Source organism: Cellulosimicrobium arenosum, assembly GCF_014837295.1.
GTDB classification, from domain to species: domain Bacteria; phylum Actinomycetota; class Actinomycetes; order Actinomycetales; family Cellulomonadaceae; genus Cellulosimicrobium; species Cellulosimicrobium arenosum.
In genome coordinates, this window is record NZ_JACYHB010000005.1 from 49,204 (window position 1) to 61,364 (window position 12,161).

Annotated in this window: 12 protein-coding genes; 5 read left to right on the forward strand and 7 right to left on the reverse strand. The window is 71.5% G+C overall.

What is annotated here, in order from left to right; genetic code table 11:
* Nucleotides 1–30 precede the first annotated feature (30 nt).
* The 4 genes from IF651_RS07755 to IF651_RS07770 are packed head-to-tail and all read right to left on the reverse strand — an operon-like array spanning nt 31 to nt 3,799.
* Nucleotides 31–1,026, reverse strand: a complete 996-nt coding sequence (locus IF651_RS07755) for a glycosyltransferase (RefSeq protein ID WP_191828545.1) — start codon at nt 1,024–1,026, stop codon at nt 31–33.
* A 10-nt stretch (nt 1,027–1,036) separates the two neighbouring features.
* Nucleotides 1,037–1,273 carry an acyl carrier protein gene (locus tag IF651_RS07760; protein WP_191828546.1) on the reverse strand — a complete coding sequence of 79 codons (237 nt, stop codon included), beginning with the start codon at nt 1,271–1,273 and terminating at the stop codon, nt 1,037–1,039.
* On the reverse strand, nt 1,266–3,191 hold the full coding sequence (locus tag IF651_RS07765; RefSeq protein ID WP_191828547.1) for an HAD-IIIC family phosphatase: 1,926 nt from the start codon (nt 3,189–3,191) through the stop codon (nt 1,266–1,268). Before IF651_RS07765 ends, IF651_RS07760 begins: the two co-directional genes overlap by 8 nt.
* A complete protein-coding gene (locus IF651_RS07770) occupies nt 3,188–3,799 on the reverse strand; it encodes a serine O-acetyltransferase (RefSeq protein WP_191828548.1) in 612 nt (203 codons plus the stop codon). The genes IF651_RS07765 and IF651_RS07770 overlap by 4 nt, the downstream gene beginning before the upstream one ends.
* A gap of 271 nt (nt 3,800–4,070) precedes the next feature.
* On the opposite strand from IF651_RS07770, the gene IF651_RS07775 reads away from it, so the two are divergent.
* From IF651_RS07775 to IF651_RS07790, 4 genes are read left to right on the forward strand one after another with little or no spacing between them, the layout of a single operon-like run.
* A complete protein-coding gene (locus IF651_RS07775) occupies nt 4,071–5,156 on the forward strand; it encodes an acyltransferase family protein (protein ID WP_191828549.1) in 1,086 nt (361 codons plus the stop codon).
* Nucleotides 5,153–5,953, forward strand: coding sequence for a sugar phosphate nucleotidyltransferase (locus tag IF651_RS07780; protein ID WP_206715237.1), 801 nt, complete (start codon nt 5,153–5,155; stop codon nt 5,951–5,953). The genes IF651_RS07775 and IF651_RS07780 overlap by 4 nt, the downstream gene beginning before the upstream one ends.
* A 1-nt stretch (nt 5,954) precedes the next feature.
* Nucleotides 5,955–6,503, forward strand: a complete 549-nt coding sequence (gene rfbC, locus IF651_RS07785; protein WP_191828550.1) for a dTDP-4-dehydrorhamnose 3,5-epimerase — start codon at nt 5,955–5,957, stop codon at nt 6,501–6,503.
* The gene (locus tag IF651_RS07790; RefSeq protein ID WP_338403835.1) at nt 6,500–7,810 is read left to right on the forward strand and encodes an NAD(P)H-dependent oxidoreductase; all 1,311 of its coding nucleotides are present in this window, start codon (nt 6,500–6,502) and stop codon (nt 7,808–7,810) included. The genes rfbC and IF651_RS07790 overlap by 4 nt, the downstream gene beginning before the upstream one ends.
* A 34-nt stretch (nt 7,811–7,844) precedes the next feature.
* Here IF651_RS07790 and IF651_RS07795 read toward each other — a convergent pair whose 3' ends face one another.
* From IF651_RS07795 to IF651_RS07805, 3 genes are read right to left on the reverse strand one after another with little or no spacing between them, the layout of a single operon-like run.
* A complete protein-coding gene (locus tag IF651_RS07795) occupies nt 7,845–8,720 on the reverse strand; it encodes a glycosyltransferase family 2 protein (protein ID WP_191828551.1) in 876 nt (291 codons plus the stop codon).
* Entirely contained in the window at nt 8,717–9,961 is a 1,245-nt protein-coding gene (locus IF651_RS07800; protein WP_194719999.1) for a class I SAM-dependent methyltransferase, read from the reverse strand. The genes IF651_RS07795 and IF651_RS07800 overlap by 4 nt, the downstream gene beginning before the upstream one ends.
* Nucleotides 9,958–11,001: an NAD-dependent epimerase/dehydratase family protein gene (locus IF651_RS07805; RefSeq protein ID WP_191828552.1), complete on the reverse strand. Its 1,044-nt coding sequence runs from the start codon at nt 10,999–11,001 to the stop codon at nt 9,958–9,960. Before IF651_RS07805 ends, IF651_RS07800 begins: the two co-directional genes overlap by 4 nt.
* A gap of 173 nt (nt 11,002–11,174) precedes the next feature.
* On the opposite strand from IF651_RS07805, the gene IF651_RS07810 reads away from it, so the two are divergent.
* Nucleotides 11,175–12,125 (forward strand): glycosyltransferase, encoded by a 951-nt coding sequence (locus tag IF651_RS07810; RefSeq protein WP_191828553.1) that lies wholly within the window; start codon nt 11,175–11,177, stop codon nt 12,123–12,125.
* Nucleotides 12,126–12,161: the final 36 nt, after the last annotated feature.

A 12,161-nucleotide genomic window follows, 5' to 3' on the forward strand; every position in this document is an offset into this window, starting at 1 on the left:
CCCGCCGACGGCGGTGGGCAGCCGGGACGATCAGGTCGCGCGGTCTCCGTGCCCGCCGGCCTCGCCCAGGGCACCCACGCGCCGTCGTGCCCGCTCGACGTCGTCGAGCGACAGCCGGGGCACCTCGGCTCCGAACGTGCCGCGCGCACGACCACGCCGCTCCCCCAGCGCTGAGGCCAGGTCGGCGCGGCCCGCGGCGGTCGCCAGCCGGGCCGTCCTCCTGACCGACCCCCTGGCCGCTCGTCGGACGCTCGCACGACGACCGACCTGAGTCGGCGGACCGTCGGCGGACGGTTGGTCCGGTGCCGCGCCGAGGCCCGCGGCCCGCAGCTCGGCGTACCGCTCCTCGAGGACCGCGGACCCGGTTCCCCAGCCGTACATCTGCCGATAGATACCACGCAGCGTCACGCGGTGGCGGACGTAGACGACCGCGTCGGGGACGCTGTGCATCTCGACCCCGGCGAGCTGTGCCCGCCAGCACAGGTCCACGTCCTCACCCGCACGCAGCTCTTCGCAGAACCCGCCGATCGCGAGAAACGCCTCCCTGCCCACGGCCATGTTCCCGGCACCTGCGCACCAGAGTCCCGGCATCAGGGGGTTGTGCATCAGCCCGTCCGCCTGCTGCAACCAGGACTGCCCGCCCGGGAAGCGGGAGTCGTCCAGGCGACCCGCACGCAGCGAGCCGACGCGCTCGCTCGCGAGCATCGCCTCGAGCCACCCAGTGGCCACCACGTCGTCGGCGTCGCAGAAGGCGACGAGCGACGCCCCTGCCAGCTCCACGCCGATGTTGCGAGCGCCCCCCGGCCCGCGGCCGGAGCTCGCGTCGACGACGCGGACACCTGGCCAGCGTCGGCCCGCCTCCTCGGCGACGTCGCGCGTCGCGTCGCGCGAGCCGTTGTCGGCGACGAGCACCTCTCCACCGACCGCAACAACCTGGGGGCAGACCGCACGCAGCTGCTCGCCGAGCGTCGCGGCGGCGTCGCGCGCCGCGATGACGACCGAGACCGGCGGCGACGACGTGCCCACGACGCTCTCCTCAGCCGAGCTTCGTCCGGATGGAGGAGGTGAGCTCTCCGACGTCCTGGATCGAACCCATCTCGGTGTCGGTGAACTGCACGCCGAACCGGCTCTCGAGCGAGAACAGCACGTTCAGGTGCGCCAGCGAGTCCCAGCCGTCGACGTCGCCGGCCGTCGTCGACGGCAGCACCACCAGGTCGGGTTGCGCGAACACCTCGCGCAGCACCTCGACCACACCCTCCTCGACCTCATCCATGAATGTCCTCCTCGTCGTCCCGGGCCGCCGCGTCGGGACGACCACCACCTGCCATCTCGTCCGGACCCGTCCACGCGACGAACGGTGACCCGATCCCCTGCTCGTCCACGACGAGCTCCCACCACTGCGACGACTGTTCCCCGCCCGGCGGCGGATCCGTCGGGCGGAAGCCCGCCTCCGGCAGGATCGGGCGGGCCGGGGCGTTGCGGTCGGTCGGGACGAGCTCGGCGAGGATGCGCGTGCGGCCCTGCGCGACCGCCCAGGTGCGCAGCGCGTCGAGCAGGGCGCGCTCGGCGGTCCGCCCCAGCACGCGGCACGAGAGCACGAACGTGTCGATCCGCAGGTCCTCCCCCTCCGGCACCGCGACGAGCACTCCGACGAGCCCGTGGTCGTCGAAGCGGTCCGCGACACGCAGCCCCCAGACGACCGCGCCCGGACGCCCGGCGAGCTCGAGCACCTCGGCCGACCGGTGCCGCCGACCGGTCAGGTTGAGCTGGTTCGTCTTGGCGATGAGCTGGACGACGCGGGGCAGGTTCACCTCGTCGAGCGGCTCGATGCGCGCCGTCATGTCCAGGCTCTCGAGGAAGCCCTCGCGGGTCGCCGCACGGCTCTCGAGCTCGGCCGCCTCACGCCGAGCGTGGTACAGCTCGGTGCGTCGTCCGTCGTCGGCCGTCAGCCCTACGGACTGGAGACCCGGGAACGACGCGACGGCCCGCACGTACCCGCTCGGCTGCTCCGGGAGGTCGACCACGCCGACCTGCGGCAGGAGCTGGCGGACGATCTCGCGCTCGGCGGGGTTGTCGTCCACGAGGACGAGCGCGTCGAGGGCGACGTCGAGCTGCTTCGCGATCCGGCGCAGCCCCTCGGGCTTGGTGTCCCACGAGGCCTCGAACGCCACGATGTCGTCGAGCCGGAGCCGCATCTCCGGGTGCTTCTCGAAGGGCAGTCGCGCGTCCGCGGGGTTGTTCTTCGAGCAGACGGCGAGGAGGAGACCACGGCGGCGCAACGACGCGAGGTACGTCTGGAACTCGGCGAACGCCTCGCCCGCCGGCCCGTTCCCGAGCACGATCCCCCCGAGTCCGTCCTCTCCGACGACACCGCCCCACAACGTGTTGTCGAGGTCGAGGACGAGCACCTTGCGCCCCAGGCCCAGAGCCGCCGCGAGCACGTCGAGCACGCGCCCCGCGAGGAACGGCACCGCACCCGGGCCGACGTTCTGCTTGGCGGCGTGCCAGTAGCGCGGCTCGAACCACGCATCGGCACCGACCTCGGCGGCGACGGCCTCGGCGTCGACGACGTACGTTCCCGCCGTCCCGGCGACCGCGAGCTCGTCGTTGACCCGTCGCAGGAGGCGCCGGCGCGAACCCGGGGTCCGCAGCGCCACGTCACCCAGCGCGTCGTAGGGCGCGGGCACGAACGACGTCTGGAGCACGAGGGCAGCGGTCCGCGAGCGCAGGAGGCCCCAGTGCGAGCGCCACCGGGCGACCTCGCGCCGCACGTCCTCGTCGGGGTCCGCGGAGATGTCCGGCAGCCGCGCCTCGCGCTGGTCGACGGCGAGGAGGACCACGTCGGGGCGGAACGTGTAGGTGCCCGACGTCGGGTCAGCGATCTCCTGCTCGTACGCGTGGTAGGGCGCCTCGTACACGTCGAGCGCTATCCCGTGGGCCAACGCGGCGACCCGCAGCGCCGACGCCAGCTGGCCGCTCGTGTGCGAGGCGAGGAGAGCGAGCCGGACCGTGCGTCGTGCCCAGGGCGCCGCGCCGTCCTCGGTTCGCAACCGGCCCTGGACGCGGTCCGCCGCCGGCCACGCACCGATGGTGGATGGGTCGGACGCGAGCCTCGCGAGCACCGCGGCACTCCCGGCCATGTCGCCCTCGTCGGCCAGACGCCGCGCCTCGGCCACCAGGTCGGAGCTCACGACGTGGACCGGGCCCGCACGATCCGCGGAGGCTGCGCGAGGACTGTCGCACCTGCCGGGATGTTCGTCATCACGACGGCATTCGGACCGATCTTCGCGTCGTCGCCGATCGTGACCGCACCGACGACGACGCACCCCGCGCCGAGCGATACCCGCGCACCGATGGTCGGCGCCTGGCGGAGGAATGCCTCGGTCTCGCCGCTGCCTGCCCCGATCGTCACTCCCTGGCGGACCACGCACTCGTCCCCGATCGTGGCGAGGGGATGGATGACGATCCCGTGCTGGTGCGCGAACTCCACTCGTCGGCCGAGGCGAACCGTCCGCGGGACGTCGATCCCGAGCACGTTCCGCACCAGGAGAGACGCGTGGTCGGCGATGGCTGCCAGCACGCGACGCAGCGGAGGCGGGCAGCCTGGAGCGGCAGCGAACGCGCCGAGACGGTGGACCGCGACGGCGTAGAACCCGGGCGTCCACAGTCCCTCGCTGTTGAAGCGGTGATCCTCCCGGACGAGGCGTGCGAGCTCCGCGAAGGACGAGGCCGCGCTGCTCGACGTGGTGGACCGGTCGGTCTCGACCGTCTCATCCGTCTCGTCCGTCGATCTGCTCAAGGCGTCGGCCACTTGTGCCTCTCCGTTCTCCGTCTGCTGGCACCGTGTCCCACGAGGACCTGCTCTGTTCCGGGAGCGTAGACCGCACGAACGGCTGCCGGTAGACGAACCCGGCGCATTTCACCCGGCTCCCGCCGTGGTGGGGACGGACATTCACCCGTCGCCGACCTACTGACTGCTCGCCCGTGTCGATAGCATCCACGAGAGAGGATGGGGCCGCAGTCGCGACCGGCGACCGGTCCCGCGGAAGACCGACCGTGGGGAGACGCCGATGGCTGTCGGTCATGGCACGCGTCCCGCGCGGGCCGGCAGGCCGGTCTCCGCCGACCGGCCGCGCGAGCGGTGGATGGATGTCGTCCGGGGTGTCTCGGTCCTGTTCGTCGTGCTCAGCCACGCGACGTTGATCCTCGCCGAGACCTACCCCGTCCCGGCGTGGATGCTGCGCCTCGACGTACTGCTCATGCCGTACCGGATGCCCGCCCTCATGGCGCTCTCCGGCATGCTGCTGCCGCTGGCCTTCCGCAAACCGCTCGTCGTCTACTACGTCAGCAAGGCGCGCACGCTCCTCTGGCCCTACCTCGTCTGGGTCCTGGTGCTCGCAGCGGTGGGCAATCTCCCGGGACCGATCCTCGATCCACGGACCTGGTACGCCACCAGCTACCTCTGGTTCATCTTCTTCCTGCTCTGCTACTTCACCGTCGCCCCGCTCGTGCGCCTGCTGCCTCGTTGGGGTGTCGTGGTGCTCGTGCTCGCTCTGATCTCCGTGTCCACGCCGCTCGACGTCGTCTCCGACGGACGCACGAAGTCTCTCCTCTACCTCGGCGGGTTCTTCTTCGCCGGCTATGCGCTGACGCTGTACCCCGGCCTCCTGCGGTCCGTCAGAGCGCGGCGCCCCCTGTTCGTGGTCCTCGGCCTCGCTCCCGTCGTCCTCGTCCTCGTGACCGGGGCGTTCGAGCACTCGGGCGCGTACGCGTTGCTGTCGTCCGTCGGGGTGCTCGGGGTGATCGCGGCGTCCATGATCGCCGTCGACGGTGGCCGAACCGGATTCGTCGAGCTGCTCGGCCGCAACTCCGTCGTCGTGTACGTGACGCACTTCCCGCTCCTGGTCCTGCTCGTCGACGGCGCCGCGCGCAGCGGTGCCCAGCCGCCTTCCTGGGCAACGCCGATCCTCGTGCTCGCCCTGTTCGTCCTCGCCGTTGCCGTCGCGTACGGACTCGTACGACTCCGGCACGTGAGAATCGTCGGCTGGCTCTTCGAGTGGCCGTCCACCGCGGTACCGCGCCGCTGGGTGGGGGTACGCCGCACCGACGTGCCCCCCGCAGCCGCGCCCGAGCTGGCCCAGGAGGGCACCCCGTGAGCACCGACCCTGCAGACATCCCCGTCGTCATCCTGTGCGGAGGCATGGGTACCCGGCTGCGGGAGGCGAGCGAACGCCTGCCCAAACCCCTCGTGGACATCGGCGGACGCCCGATCCTGTGGCACGTCATGAAGACGTACTCGCACTACGGGTTCCGCAAGTTCGTCCTCTTGCTCGGGTACAAGTCCGAGCTCATCAAGCAGTACTTCCTCAACTACCGCACGCTCACCGCCGACTTCACGCTCGACCTCGGGGCCGGGGAGCCGGCCGTGTTCCACACGAACGAGGTCGAGGACTGGTGCGTGACCTTCGCCGAGACCGGCCTGACCACCGCGACCGCTGCGCGCATCTTTCGCGCCGCGAAGTACCTCGACGCGCCGCGCTTCGCGGTGACGTACGGGGACGGGATCGGCGACGTCCGCATCGACGATCTCCTCGCCCAGCACGAGCGTTCGGGCGCGGTCGGTACCGTGACAGGCGTGCACCCGAGCAGCAGGTACGGCGAGATGCACGTGACGGGCGAGGTCGTCACGGAGTTCAACGAGAAGCCGACGCTCGCCACCGGCTGGGTGAACGGCGGGTTCTTCCTGTTCGAACGCTCCTTCGTCGACGACTACCTCGTCGACGACCAGGACGAGATGCTCGAGCACCGGCCGCTGCAGAAGCTCGCGCGCGACGGGAAGCTCGGCGTCTTCGAGCACAAGGGCTTCTGGATGGGTATGGACACGTTCCGCGACTGGACCGAGCTCAACAGACGCTGGGACACCGGCGACGCGCCGTGGAAGGTGTGGGCCTGACGTGCAGCTGACGCCCACCGAGATCGACGGTGTCACGATCGTCGATCTCGACCTGCTCACGGACGAGCGCGGCTTCTTCGCGCGGACGTTCGACGCCGAGACGTTCGCCGCCGCCGGGCTGCCGTCGGAGGTCGCGCAGACCAGCATGTCCGCCAACCGGTTCGCCGGGACGGTGCGAGGCCTGCATCGGCTCGCTCCCCCGCACGCGGAGGGCAAGCTCGTCCGGTGCGTCGCAGGTGCGATCGCCGACGTGGCGGTCGACGTGCGGCCGGGCTCGGCGACGTTCGGCCGCCACGTGATGGTCGAGCTCTCGGCCACGAACCGGCGCGCGCTGTTCGTCCCGCCCTACGTCGCCCACGGCTATCAGGCGCTGACCGACGGCGTCGAGATGATGTATCAGTGCTCGGTCCCGTACGTGCCCGCCGGCGAGGACGGGTACCGTCACGACGACCCGGCCTTCGGCATCGCCTGGCCGCTGCCCGTACGCCTCGTCTCGCCCAAGGACGCGGCGTGGTCGCTGCTCGCCGAACGAGAGGTCACCGCCCCGTGACGATCACCACCGACGCCGGCCTCGCGCGGCGCACCACCGACGGCCGCCCGATCCGGGTCGCGGTCCTCGGTCCGGGCTTCATGGGAAAGGCGCTGGTCCTGCAGATCATGGGGACCACGCCCGGCATGGTCGTCACGGCCGTGCACTGTCGCGATGTCGACAAGGCGCGTACCGCGCTCGCGTGGGCCGGCGTGGACGACGTCGACGTCGTCGACTCCGCGACCGCGGTCGACAGGAGCGCCCGGGCCGGCCGGGTCGCACTCACCCAGGACGTCACGGCGGTCATGGCCGCCGACGAGGTCGACGTGGTCGTCGACGTCACCGGTGCCGTCGAGTTCGGTGCGGTGGCTGCGCTCAGCGCGTTCGAGCACGGCAAGCACCTCGTGCTCATGAACGCCGAGCTCGACGCGACCCTCGGATGGGAGCTCGCCTGCCGGGCTGCGTCGGCCGGCGTCGTGTACACGGGGTGCGACGGGGACCAGCCCGGCGTGCAGATGAACCTGTACCGGTACGTCCGGCGGATCGGGCTGGAGCCGCTGGTCTGCGGCAACATCAAGGGCCTCCAGGACCGCTTCCGCAATCCCACGACGCAGCAGGGTTTCGCCGCGCGCTGGGGGCAGGACCCCCGCATGGTCTCGAGCTTCGCCGACGGCACCAAGGTCAACGTGGAGCAGGCCCTCGTCGCGAACGCCACCGGCATGTCCGTGCACCGCCGCGGCTTGCTGGGGCGCGACCACGACGGCCACGTCGACGAGCTCACGCAGCGCTACGACGTCGACGAGCTGCGTGCCCTCGGGGGTGCGGTCGACTACGTCGTGGGCGCCAAGCCAGGGCCAGGGGTGTACGTGCTCGCCGCGATGGACGATCCCCGTCAGCAGCACTACCTCGAGCTCTACAAGCTGGGCACCGGTCCCCTCTACTCGTTCTACACGCCCTACCACCTGTGCCACTTCGAGGTTCCGGACACCATCGCGCGCACCGTGCTGCTCGGCGAGACGACGTTGCACCCCGCGGGCCCGCCGACGGTCGACGTCGTGACGGTCGCCAAGGCCGATCTGCCGGCGGGAACCGTCCTGGACGGTCTCGGCGGGTACCACTACTTCGGCGAGTGCGAACGGGCGGACGTGACGTCCCGCGACGCGCTGCTCCCGGTCGGCCTCGCAGAGGGCTGCACGCTCGTGCGCCCCGTCATCCGGGACCAGGCCGTCACCTACGCCGACGTGACGGTCCCCGGCGGACGGCTGTCCGACGAGCTGCGCCGGGCCCAGTCCGGCCGTGGCGGCAGCCTCGCCGTGCTGGGTTCCTGAAAGCCCTCCGGCGTCCCGGTCGTCTCAGCGCGTCTCAGCGGCCGGTGACGGCGCGACGGACGTCACCGGCGACGCCGCGCCAGCGCGGGAGGACCCAGTTCGTCGTCACGGCGGCCAGCGACCGGACGGACTCCTCGGCCCGCAGCCGCGAGCTGGTCACCGCCGACCACAGCTCGCCCGCGAGGCGTGCGTGCGGGAAGTCGAAGCGCACGTTCTTGCCGGGCGCGTGGAACTGGACCTGCCGTGCACCCTGCGCGGAGAACTGCGTGGCGTGCCGGCGCTGCAGGAAGAGCTGCTCCGGCACGAGCGCGAACCGACCGCGGCAGGCCATCTCGGTGAGGACGACGACGTCGTTGCCGATCGTGGGGCGCAGCCCACGCGTGGTGCGCAGGACGTCCGTGCGGTAGAGGCCGAACACGAGGTGCGCCGCCTGCGCCCGCAGGACCTCGGCGATCCGCTCGTGGGGTGTGGCCCGGTCTCCCCGCAGGCCCTCGTCGTGCAGGTCCTCGGTGATCGTCCCCTCCCCGTCGATGATCTGGGTGCGCGGGTAGGCCAGGACGACCTGGGGTCCGCCCTCGTCGAGCGCCGCGACGCACACCTCGAGGAAGCGGGGGCGCAGCACGTCGTCGGCCGCCGCGAGCTTCACGGTCTCGCCGCGTGCGAGCCGGATCGCCTCGTTGAAGTTCCACAGACCGCCCCGGTTCATCTCATGACGTACGTAGCGGATGCGCGGGTCCGCAGCGGCGTGCTCGCGGCAGATCTCCGCCGTCGCGTCGGTCGACGCGTTGTCGGACAGGACGATCTCCAGGTCGCCGAACGTCTGCGCCCGCACCGAGAGCAGGGTCTCGGTGAGGTAGCGCTCACCGTTGTACACCGGCAGGCACACGCTCACGGGAGGCGCCGCGCTCATGACCGGGCCGGTTCGAGCACCTCGAGCCTCGGCAGGCCGACCACCAGGCGTCCGCCCCAGTCGGCCACGTAGGCGAGCTGTTCGACGATCTCGTCCCGCAGGTTCCAGGGGAGCAGGAGGACGAAGTCGGGCCGGGCGTGGACCAGGGCCTCCTCGGCGAGCACCGGGATGTGCGTCCCCGGCAGGAACGTGCCCTGCTTGACGGGGTTGCGGTCCACGCAGAACGCGAGGAGATCCTGGCGGACCCCGCAGTAGTTGAGGAGCGTGTTGCCCTTCGCGGCGGCACCGTACGCCGCGACGGTCGCACCCTCCGCCGAGCGGTCGATCAGGAACCGCACGAGGTCGTCGCGCACGCGCGCGACCCGGGCGGCGAACCCGGCGTACCCCGACAGCGCGTGCAGCCCCGCCTCCCGCTCGGCCGCGAGCACCCGCTCGACCGCCGCGGCCGGCGCGCCCGCGTGCTCCCGCGGGCGCGCCCACGTCCGGAACGACCCGCCGTGGGTGCTCAGCTCCTCGACGTCGACCACCTCGAGCCCGGCGACGGCGAGCACGCGCTGCATGGTCAGGAGCGTGTAGTACTGGAAGTGCTCGTGGTAGATCGTGTCGAACTCGTTGCCCTCGATGAGGCGGAGCAGATGCGGGATCTCGACGGCGACCCACCCGTCGTCGGCGACGAGCCGGCGCAGGCCGAGGACGAAGTCGCGCAGGTCGGGCACGTGCCCGATGACGTTGTTCGCGACGACGAGGTCGGCCCGTCCGTGCCGCGCGGCGATCCCCGCACCGGTCTCCTCTCCCAGGAAGTCGACCTCCGTGGGGATCCCGCGCGCGAGGGCGGTCTCGGCGACGTTGCGGGCAGGCTCGACGCCGAGGCAGCGTATCCCGCGGTCCACGACGTGCTGCAGCAGATAGCCGTCGTTGCTCGCGATCTCCACCACGAACGAGGAGTCGTCGAGCGAGATCCGCTCGACGGCGTCCGCGACGAAGGTCTCGGCGTGACGCACCCACGAGTCGGAGAACGACGAGAAGTACGCGTAGTCGGTGAAGATGTCCTCGGCCGCCACGTAGGTGGGCAGCTGGACCAGGAGGCAGCGGTCGCACACCCGCACGTGCAAAGGGTAGAACGTCTCGGGCTCGTCCACGTGCTCCGGCGGGACGAAGCTCTGGACCGGCGGGCTCATCCCGAGGTCGACGAAGGTCGTGACGAGCTCGGCGTCGCAGAGGCGGCAGGTGCGCACGGTCATGACGTCACCGCGCCCTCGCCGTGCAGGCGCAGCGTGCTCAGGTCGAGCCGGCCCGACGCGGCGAGCGCCTCGATCCGGCGCAGGCGCACGAAGCGCTCACCCTCGAAGTCGGCGGCAATGAGGCCACGCTCGTTCGCATGCTCCCAGATCTCGTGGATCCCCGCGGGCACGGTCCACCGCGGCTCGAACGTGGGCAGCACCTCGCCGATCTTCGCGAAGTCGACCTGGTAGTCGCGCGTGTCCGGCCCGGCGCCGGGAGCGAACGACACCGGGGCACCCGTGATCTCGCTGACCTGCTCCGCGATCGTGCGGATCTGGACGACGTCCTCGTCCCGGCCGACGTTGAACGCCTGGTCGTGGACGGACTCCCGCGGCGCCTCGAGCACCGCGAGGAACGCGCGCGAGATGTCCTCGACGTGCACGAGGGGCCGCCAGGGCGACCCGTCGGACTGCAGCCGGACCTCGCCCCGGGTGAACGCGGTCCCCGTGAGGTTGTTGACGACGATGTCGGCCCGCAGCCGCGGGGACGAACCGTACGCGGTGGCGTTGCGCAGGTAGCTCGGCGAGAAGGTGTCGTCGGCGAGCGGTGAGATGCCGCGTTCCGCCATCACCTTCGACTCGCCGTAGGGCGTGACGGGGTGGAATGCGCCGTCCTCGGCGACCTTCCCGTCACCGCCGGCCCCGTACAGCGAGCACGACGACGAGAACAGAAACCGGGGCACTCCCGCCGCCTTGGCGGTCCGCGCCATGTGCACCGCGCCGTGGGCGTTGACGTCGTAGGTCGAGCCGGGGTTCAGATGGCCGAGCGGGTCGTTGGAGATCGCCGCGAGGTGCACGACGGCGTCGAAACCTTCCAGGTCCTGTGGGCGTACGTCCCGGATGTCGCCGGTTCGCTGCTCGTACCCGCTCACGGGCGGACCGAAGTCGCACCCGTCGTACCACCCGACGTCGAGGCCGACGACGTCGTGCCCGGCTGCCTGGAAGTACGGTACGAGAACCGCGCCGATGTAGCCACGGTCACCGTCGACGAGAACGCGCACGATACTCCCCCATTTCAGTCATGCCAGGACAGGACCGAACTTACTCGTCCGTCGCGGGAGCGGAACCCCGGGAGCGGGTGGATTCTGGCGCGGACCTCCTTCCGTACGCGCAGAGCGGGTGATTTCCTGGCCCGACGGTGGGCATCGCGTCGGATCGGGACGAGAATGACGACATGGACGTGCCGCCGCTCGGCGTCGGCGACCACCCACCTCCCGAGGTGGTCGTCGTGGCGTACGGTGCGCCCCAGCTGCTGCGTCGTGCGCTCGAACCCCTGGCGGGGCTCATGCCCCTCACGGTCGTCGACAACTCCTCGCTTGAGGAGATCGAGCGCATCGCCACGTCGGCGGGTGGCGTCTATCACGACCTCGGGCGCAACGGAGGTTTCGCGTTCGGCGTCAACCAGGCGCTCGCGCGCCGCCAGGCGCCCGAGCGTGACGTCCTCCTCCTCAATCCCGACGCCGTCGTCCGGCCACGCGACATCGCCGTGCTGCAGACGGCGCTGCGGGAGCACCCGGGGGCAGCGTGCGTCACCCCGAGCCAGTGCGACGCCGACGGCGTCCGGTCCCAGGTGTGCTGGCCGTTCCCGACGCCGGCTCGCTACGTCGCGGACGCCGCACGCTCGGCGCACCGCCTCCGAGAGCGTGGACGGTATGTCGTGGGTTCCGTCCTTCTCCTGCGGAGGCAGGCCCTGGACGAGGTCGGAGGGTTCGACGAGCGCTTCTTCCTGTACTTCGAGGAGACGGACTGGGAGTACCGCGCTCATCTGGCGGGTTGGACCAACGAGGTCGTCGAGGAGGCCACCGCGATGCACGTCGGCGGCGGGACCAGCACCGACGAGAGGCTCCGCGAGCTCGAGAAGAACGCGTCCCTCGAGGAGTACCTGCGCAAGCACTACGGCGCGGCCGGCTGGCAGCTGTCACGGGCCGCCGTCGTCGTCGAGGCCCTGGCCCGGGCCGCGCTGCACGCGGGAACCCCACGGCACGAGTGCCTCGAGCGCGCGGGGAACTTCGCCCGCGGGCCGGTTCGGGTCCGGCACGCTGCCGGTCCTCGCGAGGAGCACAGGCGGCACCGACGGCACGAGCGACGGCTGGTGGCCCACGGTCGGCAGCATCCGGGCGGGTGATCTTGGCGCGAACCGGCCGCCAGCGCCCGGAACTGA